Annotated in this window: 12 protein-coding genes; 3 read left to right on the top strand and 9 right to left on the bottom strand. The window is 70.6% G+C overall.

All coding sequences use genetic code 11. The annotated features are described in order from the left end of the window. Positions 1–60: 60 nt before the first annotated feature. Both ACGFZW_RS09155 and ACGFZW_RS09150 read right to left on the bottom strand, forming a co-directional pair. On the bottom strand, positions 61–1230 hold the full coding sequence (locus tag ACGFZW_RS09155; RefSeq protein WP_393892429.1) for a glycosyltransferase: 1170 nt from the start codon (positions 1228–1230) through the stop codon (positions 61–63). Then, positions 1230–4079, bottom strand: coding sequence for a CDP-glycerol glycerophosphotransferase family protein (locus tag ACGFZW_RS09150; RefSeq protein ID WP_393892428.1), 2850 nt, complete (start codon positions 4077–4079; stop codon positions 1230–1232). The genes ACGFZW_RS09155 and ACGFZW_RS09150 overlap by 1 nt, the downstream gene beginning before the upstream one ends. A gap of 800 nt (positions 4080–4879) precedes the next feature. On the opposite strand from ACGFZW_RS09150, the gene ACGFZW_RS09145 reads away from it, so the two are divergent. Next, positions 4880–5770, top strand: a complete 891-nt coding sequence (locus tag ACGFZW_RS09145) for a Bax inhibitor-1/YccA family protein (RefSeq protein WP_393892427.1) — start codon at positions 4880–4882, stop codon at positions 5768–5770. 125 nt (positions 5771–5895) lie between these two features. Here ACGFZW_RS09145 and ACGFZW_RS09140 read toward each other — a convergent pair whose 3' ends face one another. After that, positions 5896–6123, bottom strand: a complete 228-nt coding sequence (locus ACGFZW_RS09140) for a DUF4287 domain-containing protein (protein ID WP_393892426.1) — start codon at positions 6121–6123, stop codon at positions 5896–5898. Between the two features lie 98 nt (positions 6124–6221). Here ACGFZW_RS09140 and ACGFZW_RS09135 point away from each other — a divergent pair, with 98 nt between their 5' ends. Beyond that, entirely contained in the window at positions 6222–6581 is a 360-nt protein-coding gene (locus tag ACGFZW_RS09135; protein ID WP_393892425.1) for a hypothetical protein, read from the top strand. Positions 6582–6648: 67 nt separating this feature from the next. Here ACGFZW_RS09135 and ACGFZW_RS09130 read toward each other — a convergent pair whose 3' ends face one another. The 3 genes from ACGFZW_RS09130 to ACGFZW_RS09120 form a co-directional block, all read right to left on the bottom strand. Next, complete coding sequence (locus tag ACGFZW_RS09130; protein ID WP_393892424.1) at positions 6649–7599, bottom strand: hypothetical protein; 951 nt, start codon at positions 7597–7599, stop codon at positions 6649–6651. 817 nt (positions 7600–8416) lie between these two features. Beyond that, positions 8417–9637, bottom strand: a complete 1221-nt coding sequence (locus ACGFZW_RS09125; protein WP_393892423.1) for an acetyl-CoA C-acetyltransferase — start codon at positions 9635–9637, stop codon at positions 8417–8419. A gap of 255 nt (positions 9638–9892) precedes the next feature. Continuing rightward, on the bottom strand, positions 9893–10906 hold the full coding sequence (locus tag ACGFZW_RS09120; RefSeq protein ID WP_393892422.1) for an SGNH/GDSL hydrolase family protein: 1014 nt from the start codon (positions 10904–10906) through the stop codon (positions 9893–9895). 198 nt (positions 10907–11104) lie between these two features. Here ACGFZW_RS09120 and ACGFZW_RS09115 point away from each other — a divergent pair, with 198 nt between their 5' ends. Then, a complete protein-coding gene (locus ACGFZW_RS09115) occupies positions 11105–12493 on the top strand; it encodes a cystathionine beta-synthase (protein WP_393892421.1) in 1389 nt (462 codons plus the stop codon). 400 nt (positions 12494–12893) lie between these two features. On the opposite strand, the gene ACGFZW_RS09110 is transcribed toward ACGFZW_RS09115, so the two are convergent. The 3 genes from ACGFZW_RS09110 to ACGFZW_RS09100 all read right to left on the bottom strand — a co-directional run bounded on the left by ACGFZW_RS09110 (position 12894) and on the right by ACGFZW_RS09100 (position 16002). After that, positions 12894–14297, bottom strand: a complete 1404-nt coding sequence (locus tag ACGFZW_RS09110; RefSeq protein ID WP_393892819.1) for a purine-cytosine permease family protein — start codon at positions 14295–14297, stop codon at positions 12894–12896. Positions 14298–14536: 239 nt separating this feature from the next. Then, positions 14537–15088, bottom strand: a complete 552-nt coding sequence (locus ACGFZW_RS09105) for a cysteine dioxygenase (RefSeq protein ID WP_393892420.1) — start codon at positions 15086–15088, stop codon at positions 14537–14539. After that, positions 15085–16002, bottom strand: coding sequence for an amidohydrolase (locus tag ACGFZW_RS09100; protein ID WP_393892419.1), 918 nt, complete (start codon positions 16000–16002; stop codon positions 15085–15087). Before ACGFZW_RS09100 ends, ACGFZW_RS09105 begins: the two co-directional genes overlap by 4 nt. Between the last annotated feature and the right edge of the window lie 214 nt (positions 16003–16216).

Below are 16216 nucleotides of genomic sequence, written 5' to 3'. Positions count from 1 at the left end.
AACGAAAGAGGGGCCGTCGGTCAAGACCGGCGGCCCCTCTCGCTTTGCCCCTTTGGCGTATCAGTGCTCCAGGAGCGCGAACAGCGCCTCCCAGCGGGCCACGATCTCCTCCGTGGAGAACCGCTGGATGTTCTCGCGGGCGGCCTCGCCCATGCGGTCCCGAAGCGCCTTGTCGGACATCAACGTGTCGAGGTGGCGGGCGAATTCGGTGATGTTGCCCGGCGGGGCGAGCAGGCCGTCCGCGCCGTCCGAGATGATCTCGTGGACGCCGGGGGCCACGTCGAAGGCCACGCAGGGCACCGCGGTCGCCATCGCCTCCATGGGGGCCAGCGGGAACCCCTCGCCGCGCGAGCTGAGCGCGAACACCGCGCTCTCCCGCAGCACCCCGGGCACATCGGCGGTCCGCCCCATCCATTCGACGGAGGCGGCGACGCCCAGCTCGGCGGCCTGCTTGCGCAGCGCCTCCTCCTCCTCGCCGGAGCCGTACAGGCGCAGCGTCCAGTCCGGATGCTTCGACGCGACCTTCGCCCAGGCCTCCAGGAGCAGGTCAACGCCCTTCTCCTCGTGCAGCCTGCCGATGCTCACCACGCACCGCCGGGAGCGGTCGGAGGGCACCTCGGGGAAGAACGGCAGCGGATTCGGCATGAAGCCGACGTTGTCGAGCCGCTGCCGGATCCAGTGGTCGGCGTCCTCGCGGGTGAGGGCCAGCAGCCGGTCGGTGTCCGCGTAGAACCGCTTCACGCGCTGGAAACGGGAGGACTTGCGGCACGTCGCGAACGATTCATGGGTCATGCCGATCACCTGGAGCCCGGCGGTGTCGGCGAGCGCCACCCACTCCATCGCCCACACCTGGGTGACGATCACCACGCCACCCCGCCGGGCCGCCCGGAACAGCCCGGTGAGCTTGGCAGCCTGTTCGCGCATCCCGGCCTCCCGGGCGGCGCGGCGCCGCTGCTCGACGAGGTTGAGCTTGCCCTTGACGCCGCGCGCGGGCCGCACGCTCGGCGGGTGCTCGTCGTAGAGCGTGGTGGTCCGGTAGGGAAGGTCGTCGGCCAGCTCGTGAACCCGGCCCTGCGGCGGCGGGACCACGCCGACGACGTGCACGCGGTGCCCGCGCTCGCTGAACAGGCGCGCCATCTGGTGCGACCAACTGGTGATGCCGCCCAGCTCGTTGACGCTGTTGGAGACGAGGAAGATGTCCCGCGGCGGTGCTGCGTTCGGCTTGGTCATCAACGGCTCCACTGCGCGAAGAACTGGTCGACGATGCTCTGTGCGGCGTTGCCCCGGTCGTATTCCCCGAACCTGTCGACGAATTCCCGGCGGGCCGCCGCGTACTCCAGGGACTGCGTCTCGAAGGACTTCACTGTCTCGTAGAAGTCCTCCTCGGTACGTACCACCGGGCCCGGCGCGTGTTCCAGCAGATCGAAGTAGGTGCCGCGGCCCTCGTGCACGTACTCGTCGTAGTCGTAGGTGAAGAACACCAACGGCCGGTCGAGCAGCGCGTAGTCGAACATCACCGAGGAATAGTCGGTGATCAGACCGTCGGCCAGCTGCAGTACCGGTGTGATGTCGTGGCGCGCCGATACGTCGATGACGCGGCCCTGCACCGTCGGGGGCAGCACCACGTGATTGAGGTAGTGCGACCGCACCAGGAGGACATAGCGGTCGCCGAATTGGTCGGCGAATCGCTCCACGTCGAAGGGCAGCTCGAAACGGCCGTGCCGGCCGCCCGCCCGGCGGAATGTCGGCGCGTACAGCAGCACCGTCCTGTCCTCGGCGATCCCCAACTCGGCCGCCAGGTCACCGCGTTCACGACGGCCCAGTTCCGCTTCCCGCTCCCGGGCCCTGACGAGGGCGTCGTTGCGCGGGTAACCGACCCGCAGCAGCGTCCTCTCCTTGAGCCGGAAGGCCTTGGCCAGGGTGCGCACATCGTGCTCGGAGCGGATCAGGAACCGGTCGAAACGGTCCAGGGAACTCTGCTGTTCCGCCTGCTGCTGCCGGGTCGTGGCCTTCAGGGCCGGCTGGTCGAAGCCCATGTTCTTCAGGGCCGAGCCGTGCCAGGTCTGGATGTAGGTCGTTTCCGGGCGCTTGGTGAGCTTGAGCGGATAGCTCTGGTTGTCCACCCAGAACTCGGCCTGCGCGAGCGCCTTCAAATACGGCAGCGACCACCGCCGCACCAAGGTGGCGTCCTTGGGGAAGCCCTGCGGTGAGCCGGTGTAGGACCAGATCGCCTCGAATTCCAGGCCCTGCCGGCGCATTTCCTCGTAGAGGGCGCGGGGGCTGTCGCTGTACTGCTTGCCCAGGTGGCTCTCGAAGACGACCGTGCGCTTCTTGATGGGCAGCCGGCTGAACACCTCGTGGTAGGCGCGGAGTTTGTTGTCCCCCGAGACGAGGTTCTTGCGCAGCGCGCGCGCCTTGCGAAAGCCCGTCTTCGCCAGCGTTCCGGGCCTGCCTCGCACCCCGCGGGCGATCAGCTCCTGGACGCGCTCGCCGTTGCGGCTCTCGCTCAGCAGCTGGAAGGCGAGGTGGCCCTTGGCGGAGACCTGTGCCTCGATGTGGTCGGCGACCAGGCGCGTCAGCCGCGGCCGGACGGGCAGCGGGCGCCCGGACAGCACGGTGTCGGCGACGGTCAGGCGGGTCGTGGTGGGCACCCCGTCGATCTCCAGGCGCAGGCGCACGTCCCAGATGGTGTCGACGATGCCCAGCGGACGCAGCCGCGCGGTGAGATCCGCGGCGGCCTCCCAGTGGACGGCGTCGCCGTCGTGGCGCAGCACGCGCACGGGGAAGTGGAAGGACTGCAGGCTGCGTCGGCGGGCGCTGAACTCCAGCTCGCCGGTCAGTCGCGCGCCGGCGGGGATGACGCCGAGCGGATTGGTGATCGAGCCCTCCAGCGACACCGCGCCGCCGTCCTCGGCGAACCGGGTCAGCTGGTTGCGCAGGAACAGCTTGTTGACCGGCTTCTCGTGGTAGCCGAGGTCGGTGACGTCCAGCACACCGCGGCCGAACGGGTCGTCGAAATGACCGCCGCACCAGTAGATGCGGCCGTCGCGCTCGGTGAGCGGCGAGGAGACCTTGTCGCGGTTGATGAGGGTGTCGACCGCGGGAATGAGATTGTCCCAGTCACCCTGTTGCAGCAAGTACGCACAGATGGCCTGGATCGGCTGGACCCGCTCGAATGCCTCCGGCGCGATGCTCGACAGGTATTCCCGGGAGAGTTCGGCGAACTCACGGCGGTAGGACGCGTCCCGGAAGGGCAGATCGCGCAGGTGCAGTACGAGGTCGTGCTTGAGGAACTTGACGTCCTTGGCGAGCTTCAGCTCGCTCAGCCCGCGCTCCGCCAGCAGGGCGTCGATGCGCCGGTGGACCTCAAGCCGGTGGGCGTAGTTGGTCATCTCGTGCCGGCGGTTGGTCACCGACTTCACGGCGGCCCGCTCGTACACGTGCCAGAAATAGACCTGGTTGGGGATCAGGGTGATCCGACGCGCCGCGAGGTAGGCGTCGGCGATGAACATCAGGTCTTCGTAGAACATCCCCTTGGGGAACCGGAGATTGTTCTCGACAAGGAAATCCCGGCGATAACACTTGTTCGTGGACAAGGTGTCCCAAACGAAGAGATCGGGCAATTCCTCCACGGACTCCAGCGTGCGCGTGGTGGCGTACAGCCACGAATACCATTCGTCGCGCTTCTGATTTCGGGTGTCCTTGTGCAGTCGGACGCAGAGGCCGGAGACAATATCCGATCCGCTTTCTTCCGCGGCCTCCAGCATATTGCGGCACGCATTGATCTCCAGGACGTCGTCACTGTCCAGGAACATGACGTACTTACCCGTGGTGTGCTGAATTCCCACATTGCGGGGCTCGCCCCCGGCGCCGCTGTTCTCCGGCAGCTGGAAGGCTCTTACCCGTCCCTTGTGAACGGCGGCGAGATGCTGCGCCACTTCGAAGGAGCGATCGGTGCTGCAATCGTCGACGATCACCACCTCGACGTCCCGGAGCGTTTGATCCAGTACGGACTGGACCGCGGTCGGCAACCGGTCGGCGTCGTTGTAGACGATCACGACTACTGAGACGTCAGGCACAGGCACCTCAACCCTCTTATCGCTACTGTTTCCCGCCAGAATAGACCCATCTGCACCCTTGACCGGCGGACCGCTCGCACCTGCGCGACTACCGAAGGTCACCGGTGGGCGGGCCCGGCCCGGTGCCTGCGCCGGCCCGGCGGCGGGCTTCGGGGAATCGCCGCAGATCCGCCCGCCGGGCAGGTTCCGGCTACCAGCGAAGACGGGTACCGGCGCGAAACGGTTGCCTGCCGGGCAACGGTGAAACGCCCGGCAGGCGGAAGGGCACGCACGGTCCGGATCCGTATGGGGGTTCTGACGCGAGGTCGACACGGGCTCCGACAGGACTCTGCCGCGGTCCCCGCCGCGGTCATCGATGTGAGCACAGATCCGCGTTCGGCTTCGGGTGCGTCCGCCGCTTTCTCCATTCATTCCGAGAGGGCCGGAGGCTTCTTGCCGGCGGGATATTCATCGACCCGCCGGGTGGAAATTGGCGGTGTTTCCTTAAACCGGGGCGCCGGGGGGCCGCCCCGTCGTCCGCGCCCGGCGGCGTGGGTCCCCGCCCCGCGGGTAGGAGCCGTCCGGAGGCGCCTCGCCCGCGGCCGTCCGGGTGGCGGTGGCGTGGGCGGCTCCTGGAGTACGGACGGCGCCTGCCCCGCGTGCGGGCCGTCGGGCACCTCCGGGGCCTCTCGTACGTACTCCATGTAGCGGACGCGTCGCCCGAAGTTCAGGAGAAGATCCTGCTCAAGAACTAGGGACGCGTCTTTGCCAAGCCATTACGCTTGCGTCAAGGCCGCGCAGGGCGGCCATGGAGGAGTGAGATGAGGAGCAGCAACCCGGTCTTCTCGCGTCGGGGATTCAGCCGCGACACCGGCTACGCGGGCTTCAACGCGCCGCCGCAGGCCGGGGGCCCCGCAGCGAATCCGTACGCCGGCGCGAACCCTTACGCGCAGGGGGGCAACCCCTACGCGCAGGCCACCGCCCCCTACCCGCAGGCCACGGACCAGCAGGACGCCACCCAGGCACCGCCGCAGTACACGCCGCAGACGCGCCCGATGACGATGGACGATGTCGTCGCGCGCACGGGCATGACACTCGGCACGGTGATCGCGGGCGCGACCGTCGGCTGGCTCTTCCTGACCGAGAACCTCGGCTTCGCGCTCGGCGCCGGTCTCGTCGCGATGGTGCTGGCACTCGTCCAGTCCTTCAAGCGCAAGCCGTCGCCCGCGCTGATCCTGACGTACGCGGCGCTCGAGGGCCTGTTCCTCGGTGCGCTCAGCGGCTACATCAACGCCATTCCGAAGCTGAGCGGCGCCCCGATGCAGGCGGTGCTGGGCACGATGGCGGTGTTCGTCGCCATGCTGATCGCGTACAAGACGCGGATCATCAGGGTCAACGCCCGCTTCACCCGCTTCGTGATGATCGCCGCCATCGGCTTCGTGCTGCTGTCGATGGTCAACTTGATGTTCATGGTGTTCGGCGGGGGTGACGGCCTCGGCTTCCGCAGCGGCGGCCTCGGCATCCTCTTCGGCGTCGTGGGCGTGGTGCTCGGCGCACTGTTCCTGGCCCTGGACTTCAAGCAGGTCGAGGACGGCGTCGCCTACGGCGCTCCGCGTGAGGAGTCCTGGCTGGCGGCGTTCGGTCTGACGCTGACGCTGGTGTGGATCTACATGGAGATGCTCCGCCTGATCTCCATCCTGCGCGGCGACTGACGCCGACCGCGCCGGCCGGTCCGGCGCGGTCGACGCACCGCACGACAGGCACGACAGACAGAAGGGCCCGCGGGCAACTGCCCGCGGGCCCTTCTGTGTCGGGACGATTCATCCCGTCAGGCGTATCAACGCTTGCGGGCGGCGCGCCTGAGGTCGTGTTCGTGGACGATCGCCTTGGCGTGTCCGTAGGCGAGGTTGTGCTCGCCACGGAGCCAGCTGACCTTTTCGTCGAAGCGGAAGAGAGATGGGCCTTCGTCAACGGTGCGAAGCCAGTCGGAGATTTCCCGGCCGGTGCAGGATGGGATGCGGGAGAGCATGTTCCGGTGGGTCTCTTCGGAGAAGAGCTGGGACATCGGCGCCTCCGGACGCGGTCGATGCTGGTTCTTCAGCCCACCGTGCCTGAGCGTTCGGGCGTTGGCAACCACCCAGGAGGGGCACATAGGCTCACGGCGTGCTTGACGTGATGCCTTTGCAGACTGCCGTGGACGCCCTCGCCGACCGGCTCAGGTCGCTGCCGCAGAGCGCCCTCGCCCGTGGTGCCGCCGCCGAAGGACTGGCCCTCGCCAGGGAGTTGTCCCGGCGCGCGCAGCGGATCGAGCGCCCGGAGCGGGAGCCCATCGAGCTGCCGGACGCCGGGATGTTCGCGGCCGGCGACCAACTCGCGGTGGCCGGCCACGATCTGGTCGAGGCGCTGCGGGCGTCGGCCGCCGGCCCAGCGGGCGAGGCGGCGGTCCAGGACGTGGAAAAGGCCCCCGCCGAGGAGCTGGCGGAGGCCGTGCGACTGGTCGGTGAGACCGCGGGACGCTGCTAGAGGAACCGCCGGGGGGACACGGGAGCGGGCGCGGCGGACCGTGGCGGCCCGCCGTCGGCTCGTCCGGTCAGAGCGAGGCGATGACGCGGTCGGCCAGGATGTAGACGCTCTCCTGGTCTTCCTCGCCCCACGCGAAGGTCAGGGCGTACGCGCCGGAGATACCGGAGCCGCCGAGCAGCACCGGGGCCTCGCCCTCACGCAGCGCACCGGCGATGCTCTCCGCGGTCTCGCGGTGCCCGGGCGTCAGGCAGAGCGTGGTGCCGTCGGTGAAGACGTAGACGTCCAGAGTGCCCAGCGGGCCGGGGCGCACGTCCGCGAGCGGCGTGCCCTGGTCGGCCAGTTCCTCCAGGCGCGCGACGGTGCGCTCGTGGTCGCCGATGACCGGCGCCGGGGAGAAGTCCGGGTGCGAGGGGTGGCGCCGGCGTGCGGCGGCCAGCTCGGCGGACTCGGTCTCCTCGACGGGCTCGAACTCCACGTCGAGCGCCTCCAGGGCCTCCACGGACTCCAGGGTGTTCATCGGCTCCAGGGCGTCCGGGCCCAGCAGCGGCTCCAGGCCGGCCAGGTCCGCCTGACGCGGCAGGAACGGCTGATGGTCGAGCCGGTCCAGTTCAAGGCGCTCGGGGTGGTCCGCGCGGGCGTCCGGGCCCTCCTCGCCGAGACCGGCCTGCCCGCCCAGCATGGACGTGGCGTCCGTGGCGTCCCTGGCCTCCTGAGCGGCCCAGAACGCACGGGCCTCGGCCAGCTCACGCTCCCGCTCCTCGGCCAGCGCGTCCGCGACCGCGGCCCGTATATCGGCCAGCGGGGTCTCGGCGGCGGGGGTGGCGCGGGCGGCCGGGATGGACGCGGCGGTCAGCGCCTCCGCGTCGCTTTGCTCGGCGGCGTCCGTGCGGGCGGCGACGAGCTCGGCGTGCAGTTCGGCGATCTGGCGGCGCAGTCCGCGCGCCGTGTGCAGGGCTGCGGCGCCCAGCGCTACGGCGACGGCTGCTGCCGTCGGCATGACGAGGGTGGTGACGCTCATGCGTCCTCTCCACTTCGCTCGGCGGCCCCGAATGCGCGGGGCGCGCACCTGTTCATGGACTTCCCCTGGCCGCCATTGGCCGGAGGGACCCCCGTGATGCGCTCGCTCATTGGCGTACTCCCGATAGCAGAATGTCCCCCGACTTCCTACATCAGCCTGCCGGTGGTCGGCGACCGTTCCCAGTGCACTATGTCCCGAAATGGACGGGGCTAAGGCCCTCATGCGTTCGGGTGGCCCCATGCTGACCTGCAAGAACGCATTTCCGTCGGGGCGTTGGTCACAATCCTGGGAGCGATTGGGTCGCGATCTTGTCACCAGGTGACGCAGGTCACTCGGCGTCGCTGTACGTGTCCGTACCATGCCGAAGGGTGCGCGCCGAGGGCGAGTTGGGGAGTTCCTCCCCGCACACCCTCCGCACGCACCCTTTCGCGGCCCCGGCGAACCCACCGCCAAACCGCCCCACCCCGCCACCCGAACCGGATAAATGGCTCACTTCAGCCGCTCGGGCCGACGACCGCGGTGGCCCCGGCCGATGGTCGCGCTGCGCTTCGCCTGCGCTGCGGGCAGGTGTCGGCGCTCGTTCCTCGCACCGACCCCTACCCTCCGCTCCGGCTCAGCTCAGCCGCACAGGCCGATGGTCGCGCTGCTCTTCGCCTGCGCTGCGGGCAGGTGTCGGCGCTCGTTCCTCGCACCGACCCCTACTCTCCGCTGCGGCTCAGCTCAGCCGCACAGGCCGGTGGTCGCGCTGCGCTTCGCCTGCGCTGCGGGCAGGTGTCGGCGCTCGTTCCTCGCACCGACCCCTACTCTCCGCTGCGGCTCAGCTCAGCCGCTCGATGACCATCGCCATGCCCTGGCCGCCGCCCACGCACATCGTCTCCAGGCCGAACTGCTTGTCGTGCCACTGCAGGGAGTTGATGAGGGTCGTGGTGATGCGGGCGCCCGTCATGCCGAAGGGGTGGCCGACCGCGATGGCGCCGCCGTTGACGTTCAGGCGGTCCAGGTCGATGCCCAGGTCGCGGTAGGACGGGATCACCTGGGCGGCGAACGCCTCGTTGATCTCGACCAGGTCGATGTCGGACACCGACAGGCCGGCGCGGGACAGCGCCTGCTTGGACGCCTCCACCGGGCCGTATCCCATGATCTCGGGGGAGAGGCCGGAGACGCCGGTGGAGACGATCCGGGCCAGCGGGGTCAGGCCCAGCTCCCGCGCCTTGGTGTCGGACATGATGACCAGCGCAGCGGCACCGTCGTTGAGCGGGCAGCAGTTGGCGGCGGTCACCAGACCGTCGGGGCGGAAGACCGGCTTGAGGCCGGAGACGCCCTCCAGCGTGACACCGCCGCGCGGGCCGTCGTCCTGGGAGACGACCGTGCCGTCGGGCAGCGTGACCGGGGTGATCTCCCGCTCCCAGAAGCCGTCCTTGATGGCCTTCTCGGCGAGGTTCTGCGAGCGCACGCCGAACTCGTCCATGTCCTGACGCGTGACGCCCTTGAGGCGGGCCAGGTTCTCGGCGGTCTGACCCATCGCGATGTACGCGTCGGGGATCAGGCCGTCCTCGCGCGGGTCGTGCCAGTCCGCGCCCGCCTGCTCCGCGCGGGCCGCGGTGCGGGCCTCGGCCTCGGCGAAGAGGGGGTTGTGGGTGTCCGGCAGACCGTCGGAGCTGCCCTTGACCGAACGCGAGACGGTCTCGACACCCGCCGAGATGAAGACATCGCCCTCGCCGGCCTTGATGGCGTGCAGCGCCATCCGGGTCGTCTGCAGCGAGGAGGAACAGTAACGGGTGACGGTGCAGCCGGGGAGGTGGTCCATCCCCATCTGGACGGCCACGATGCGGCCGAGGTTGTGGCCCTGCTCGCCGCCGGGGAGACCGCAGCCCAGCATCAGGTCGTCGATGGTGGTCGGGTCCAGCTCGGGGACCTTGGCGAGGGCCGCCTCGATGATCTTCGCGGTCAGATCGTCGGGGCGAAGATCCTTCAGCGATCCCTTGAAGGCGCGGCCGATCGGGGAGCGGGCGGCTGAGACGATCACGGCTTCGGGCATCACGGCTCCAGTGAGAAGTTGTGGCGCGGCGAGGATCCCCGAGTCTGCCGGGGGTGCCTCGTGGCGTCGGAACAGTCGGACGACGGACGACGACGGACGACGACGGGCAGGACTGTGAGGGAAGTTACCTGTACGTAGTGCTGAGGTCACGGGTCGCGCGCTGTGATGCGGGCCTCTTTTCTAAGCGGGCGCTTATACGGTGAGGGGAGGGGCGGCGACCTGCCCGCACCCTCCCCTCACCCCGCGCCGCTGCGCTCAGTGCGTCACCGGCGGGCGGTCGGGCGACTCCGGGTCCGGCAGCTGACGGCGCCTGCGGTGCTTGAGCAGCGCCCACGGGGCGCGGGAGGCCGTGACCTCCGTACCGCCCTCGGAGGCGGCCTGGGCGGCGGCCTGCTCGACCGGCAGAATGCCCTCGCGGCGGGCGGGCTCCGGCCGCTCCTCCTCGGGCCAGAGGCCGAGCGCGGCGCACAGCGTCGGCAGCACCGCCATCGCGGCGGTGGCGTAGCCCTCCGCCGACGGGTGGTAGTTGTCGGGGCCGAACAGCTCCCGGGGACGCGCCTCGAACTCCGGGCCGAGCAGATCCCCGAGCGAGACCGTACGGCCGCCGCTCTCGACCACGCCGATGGTCTGCGCGGCCGCGAGCTGGCGGGAGAGGCGGCGGGCCACCCAGCGCAGCGGCTGGTAGACCGGTTCGATCGTGCCCATGTCCGGGCAGGTGCCGACGACGACCTCGCAGCCCGCTTCGTTCAGCCGGCGCACCGCGTCCGACAGCAGGCGCACCGACTCCGCGAACGGCATCCGGTGGGTGACATCGTTGGCGCCGATCATGATGACGCAGACGTCGGGCCTGGTGCGCTCGTCGGCCAGGATCAGATCGACCTGGCGCTCCAGGTCGTCGGACCGGGCACCGGGCAGCGCGACGTTGCGGAAGTCGACGGGGAGTTCGGCGACCGCGGCGAGGCCGGAGGCGAGCAGCGCGCCCGGGGTCTGGCGGGGCCGGCTGACGCCCTGGCCTGCGGCGGTGGAGTCGCCGAGGAAGCCGAGCCGCAGCGGCAGCCGGTCGGAGCGGTGGCCGAAGGCGGCGCCGTAGCGGCCGTCGGCGCAGGGAGGAATGTCGCTGGAGCCGCCTACCGTGCGGCGCGCGAGGCGGACCTCGGTCAGCAGCACCCCGACGGCGGCGACGCCGAGCAGGCCCACCCCGCCGCCGCCGACCGCGGCGGCGGTGGCGATCCGCCGGGCCACCCTCGCCCTGGACATCGTCATCGGCATAGGCCGGGCACCTCCCCGTGCAGTGCGTGCGCGCCTCGGCCGCGAGAGCCGGGCGCGCCACGAAAAACGGCAAGAACTCGTACAACAGGTTGTTGCCCCGTTGCGCGCAGATCGCAACGCGCCGGGTCTCCGGCGCGGACGGGCAATAGGCTGGCCGAACGGGCGCAGGACAGCGTGCCCCCGACCGCGGAGACCACCGTGCAGTTTTACGAATCGATGATTGAGCTAGTCGGCAACACCCCGCTCGTGCGGCTCAACAACGTCACCCGAGGGATCCAGGCCACCGTCCTGGTGAAGGTCGAGTACTTCAACCCGGGCGGTTCGGTCAAGGACCGCATCGCGGTGCGCATGATCGAGGCCGCCGAGCAGTCGGGTGAGTTGCAGCCCGGCGGCACCATTGTCGAGCCGACGTCCGGGAACACCGGCGTAGGACTCGCGATCGTCGCCCAGCAAAAGGGTTACAAGTGCATCTTCGTCTGCCCTGACAAGGTGTCGACGGACAAGATCAATGTGTTGCGGGCCTACGGCGCGGAGGTGGTCGTCTGCCCGACCGCCGTGGACCCCGAGCACCCGGACTCCTACTACAACGTCTCGGACCGGCTGGTGCGCGAGACGCCCGGGGCCTGGAAGCCCGACCAGTACAGCAACCCCAACAATCCGCGCTCGCACTACGAGACGACCGGGCCGGAGCTGTGGGAGCAGACGGACGGGCGGATCACCCACTTCGTGGCCGGTGTCGGCACGGGCGGCACGATCAGCGGGACCGGGCGATACCTCAAGGACGCGAGTGAGGGCCGGGTGCAGGTCATCGGAGCCGACCCGGAGGGGTCCGTCTACAGCGGCGGCTCCGGGCGCCCGTACCTCATCGAGGGAGTCGGCGAGGACTTCTGGCCGTCCGCCTACGACCGTACGGTCGCGGACGAGATCGTGGCGGTCTCGGACAAGGACGCCTTCCAGATGACGCGCCGGCTCGCCAAGGAGGAGGGCCTGCTGGTCGGCGGCTCCTGCGGGATGGCGGTGGTGGCGGGCCTGGAGGTCGCCGCGCGGCTCGGGCCGGACGATGTCGTGGTCGTGCTGCTGCCGGACAGCGGCCGCGGCTATCTCTCGAAGATCTTCAACGACGAGTGGATGGCGGACTACGGCTTCCTGGAGGAGAGCGGCACCACGGCGCGCGTCAGCGAGGTGCTCAAGCACAAGGAGGGCGCGCTGCCCTCGCTGGTGCACATGCACCCGGAGGAGACCGTCGGGGAGGCGATCGACGTCCTGCGCGAGTACGGCGTCTCGCAGATGCCGATCGTCAAGCCGGGCGCCGGGCACCCCGATGTGATGGCCGCCGAGGTCGTCGGCTCGGTCGTCGAACGTGAGCTGCTCGACGCGCTCTTCACCAAGCGCGCGTCCCTCAGCGATCCGCTGGAGAAGCACATGTGCCCGCCGCTGCCGCAGGTCGGCTCGGGCGAGCCGGTCGCCGACCTGATGGCGGTCCTGGAGGGCGCCGACGCGGCGATCGTGCTCGTCGACGGCAAGCCGACCGGCGTCGTCAGTCGGCAGGACCTGCTGGCCTACCTGGCACGCGGGGTGGCCCACTAGCGGGGCGGAGCTCGGTGGCGGTCCTTGCGGCGGGCGGGGCCCGGCAGGGCCGTCACGGCGTCAAGTGGCCGTCAGGGAACGGGCGGTCGCCGCAAGGTGTACGTATGCGTCACGTGCTCGCAGCACGGGCTTAACACTCGTCCTGCACATTGGTGACCAGGCGATACGGACCTCCGGAGCGGCTCCCGGACAACCACGGTCGCCAGGATGCGACGACCGGCCCTGACCCGGGTCGCGTCCCTTGCGGGGACCGCCGTCGTCCCGCCCCCGGCTCACGCCGGGGTGCGGCGGTCCCCGCAACACCTTTCTCCCGACGCGCCGTCGGTTCCGTTTCCGGGACCGCGGTTTCGCGTCCGTCAGGCTCTCGGAGGGACTTCCTCGCCCGGGGCGAACGGCGCCGCTAGCCGGCCGGGGTCCGCTGCTCCTCGTGGGTGGTGGAGGCCGGGACGCGGGCGGTGTCGCGGTGGGCGACGGCCCAGTAGAGGACGGCCGGCACGGCGAGTCCGACCAGCCAGGAGATGTCGGCGCCGCCGAGGGGGGCCACCAGCGGGCCGGTGTAGAAGTGCGTGGTGAGGAAGGGGAGCTGGGCGAGCACCCCGAGGCCGTAGACGGCCAGCGCGCGGACGTTCCAGGCGCCGTAGCGGCCCGCGGGGTCGCTGAGTGCGGGGATGTCGTACCGCTCCTTGGAGATCAGGTAGTAGTCGACCAGGTTGACCGCCGACCAGGGGGTGAAGAAGGTCAGCAGGAACAGCAGGAAGTCCTTGAACGAGGTGAGGAAGGAGTCCTTGCCCAGGAGGGCGACGGCGGTCCCGGCCACCATGATCCCCGCGATGTAGAGGGACCGGCCGCGGGCGGAGAGCGTGCGCTGGCCGCGGAAGCCGCTGACGCTGGTGACCAGCGACATGAAGCCGCCGTAGGTGTTGAGGATGTTGATGGTGAGCTTGCCCAGAGCGATGACGAAGTAGAGCAACGAAGCGATCAGCCCGACGCCGCCCAGGCCGACGATGTAGCTGACCTCGTGCCCCACGAACGCGGCGGGTGCCGCGGCGGCCGCCAGCGCACCGAACGTCATCGACCACTGCGAGCCGAGCACCGAGCCGGACAGCGTCCACCAGAAGGTGGCGCGTGCCGAGGTGTGGCGGGGCAGGTAGCGCGAGTAGTCGGCGACGTACGGGCCGAAGGCCAGCTGCCAGGACGCCGACAGCGAGACGGCGAACAGGAAGACCGGCAGCCCGAAGTCGCGGTCGTGCAGGAGTTCGGCGAGGTCGGCGCGCTGTGTCAGGCGGATGCCGAGGTAGACGAAGGCGACCGCGCAGACCAGACCGGCGATCTTGCCGAGGGTGTGGATGAGGCGGTAGCCGACGGCCGCAGCGAAGGCGGTGACGGCCGCGAAGAGGATGATGCCGGGCGTCTCGCCGAGGTGGGTCAGCTCACCGACCGCCTGGCCGGCCAGCACGCTGCCGCTGGCGAAGAACCCGATGTACATCACGATGACCAGGGCGAGCGGTACCACCGCGCCGCGTACCCCGAACTGCGCCCGCGAGGTGATCATCTGCGGCAGTCCCAGGCGGGGGCCCTGCGCGGAGTGCAGGGCCATCACCGCACCGCCCAGGAGGTTGCCCAGGAGCAGCCCGATCACCGACCAGAAGGCGTTCGCCCCGAAGACGACGGCCAGGGCGCCGGTGATGACGGCGGTGATCTGAAGGTTGGCGCCGAGCCAGAGGGTGAACTGGCTGAAGGCGCTGCCGTGCCGTTCGTCGTCAGGAACGACGTCGATCGAGCGCTGTTCCACCACGCCTGCCATAGGTGCCGCCTCTTCCGCCGCCGGGTGCATGAGGTTCGTGACAGGCACGCCCACGGCTGCCTGTATGGGTCCATGCAGAATCGCTTCGGATGAATGGAAGGTCAATAGGTGGGGGGTAAATACTGGTAACCGGCCCCCGGCGCGCGCGGGAACGATCTGCGCTCCCGGGGCGGGCAGCCCCTCGGGATCTGCCGGGAACGGCTGGGCCGCGCGTGGCGGGAACCCGCGCGGCCGGGATCTCAGGCCGCGGGGGCGTCCATCGGCCGCAGCTCGTCCGCGTACGAGACCGAGATCCGGCGCATCAGCCCGTCCTCGGTGATGTCGTACTGCCCCAGGCGCCACAGCGGCGGCGAGTAGGCGTGCACCGAGACCGCGTCGTCGGTGGCGCCGGTGAGCCGGTGGATGTGGTCAGGGCCGAAGCAGAACGACGAGCCGGCGCCGACGGCGGTGGCCAGGTGCTCGCCGCCGATCCGCGGGTTGGACTCGGTCAGCACGCCCTGGACGACGTGGACCGCCCCGGAGGAGAGGTCGTGGTCGTGCCAGCCGGTGTCGTTCTGCCGGGTCCAGCACAGCAGCCAGACGTCGACGTACTCATCGCGGTGGAGGGAGGCGAAGTGGCGCTCGGTGTCGGAGAACGCGACCTGCTCGCGCCACAGGTCCGGGCGGGCGGCGAGTGAGTCGACCAGGGTGCGCAGCTCGCGCTTGTCGAGGTCGCGCTCGGGCAGCGCGCGGAACGGCTCCTCGGCCCGCGCCCGCGCCTCGGGGTCGGCCTGGGAGGTGCGGTACGTCATGGACGGACTCCTTTCGTCGGGCCCAGCAGGCGGGCCGGGTTGGCGATACGCAGGGCGTGGACGGCGGCGTCCGCGCCGAGGTCGGGCAGAACGGGCCGGGCGTAGGGCCGGTCGCTGCCGGTGACGACGACATCGATGCCGACGGCCCGGACGAGCGCGTCGACCGCGCGGGTCCCGTAGGAGGAGGTCTCGTAGAAGGCGTTGTGGTCGACCCGGCCGCGGTCCCGCCCGCCGCCGCGGGCGACCAGCCGCTCGCCGTGCAGCGGCGCGAGGCCCGCGAGCGCCGCGAAGCAGACCCGCAGGTCCGGGTGGCGCGCCCGGCCGAAGGCGCGGAAGGCGAACCAGGAGGCGTGCAGCTGCTGCACGTACGGCACCAGCGCGGGCCACCAGGCGGGGGCGGAGTCCTCGGCGGGCGGGGCCGCGCCGGGGTGGATGAACAGGGGCTTGTCCAGTTCGGCGGCGACATCGAGCAGCGGCGCGCAGCGCGCCCACCCGGCCGCGTCGAGCAGGGCGGTGGCCGGCAACTGCAGCCCCGCGCAACCGCGTTCCAGCTCGCACCGCACGCTCCGGGTGTCCGGATCGGCGGTGGACAGGCACGGGGTGGCCCAGACGCCGAACGGGGCGGGCAGGTCCAGTGCGCCGTCGTGGAAGGCGGCGAGGAGCGGTGCGGCCTCCCGGGGCGGCAGGTATTCGATGCCGAGCGGGCTGGAGAGTGAGACCAGGGCCAGATCGAGGCCGTCCGCGCGGGCCAGGCGGGCGCGGGCCGCGATGTCGTGGTCGGCGGGGTCCACGGCGTACGGCGGTTCACCGGGCAGGTGCAGGGTCCAGCCGTCGAGCAGGGGCGGCGTGCTGCGGGCGCGCAGCAGCGCGAGGAACTCGGGCGGCCAGAGGTGCTGGTGAATGTCGGTGGGCACGGGGCCTTCCTCGGGGGCGGGAGCGGAGAGGGCTGGGTGCGGTGGTCGTGGTCGTGCGGCGGCTGGGGGCAGGCGCCGCCGGTCGGGGGGCGAGGGGCGGCGGCTCGGCCGCGCGGCATCTTGTTAACCGCTTCACTGATGCGGTTAAGTGAAGCGGTTAACACGAAGGGCTGTCAAGGCCGCGGCCGTTCCTGGCACGGCCGGGCCCGCCGCC

The sequence above is a fragment of the Streptomyces sp. NPDC048248 genome (assembly GCF_043201875.1).
GTDB lineage: Bacteria > Actinomycetota > Actinomycetes > Streptomycetales > Streptomycetaceae > Streptomyces.
This window is presented reverse-complemented; position numbering and strand designations above follow the sequence as displayed.

Coding starts and splice junctions, on each gene's coding strand:
- ACGFZW_RS09155 (WP_393892429.1), bottom strand. CDS start 1,230: ATGACCAAGCCGAACGCAGCACCGCCGCGGGACATCTTCCTCGTCTCC.
- ACGFZW_RS09145 (WP_393892427.1), top strand. CDS start 4,880: ATGAGGAGCAGCAACCCGGTCTTCTCGCGTCGGGGATTCAGCCGCGAC.
- ACGFZW_RS09140 (WP_393892426.1), bottom strand. CDS start 6,123: ATGTCCCAGCTCTTCTCCGAAGAGACCCACCGGAACATGCTCTCCCGC.
- ACGFZW_RS09130 (WP_393892424.1), bottom strand. CDS start 7,599: ATGAGCGTCACCACCCTCGTCATGCCGACGGCAGCAGCCGTCGCCGTA.
- ACGFZW_RS09125 (WP_393892423.1), bottom strand. CDS start 9,637: ATGCCCGAAGCCGTGATCGTCTCAGCCGCCCGCTCCCCGATCGGCCGC.
- ACGFZW_RS09120 (WP_393892422.1), bottom strand. CDS start 10,906: ATGCCGATGACGATGTCCAGGGCGAGGGTGGCCCGGCGGATCGCCACC.
- ACGFZW_RS09110 (WP_393892819.1), bottom strand. CDS start 14,297: ATGGCAGGCGTGGTGGAACAGCGCTCGATCGACGTCGTTCCTGACGAC.
- ACGFZW_RS09105 (WP_393892420.1), bottom strand. CDS start 15,088: ATGACGTACCGCACCTCCCAGGCCGACCCCGAGGCGCGGGCGCGGGCC.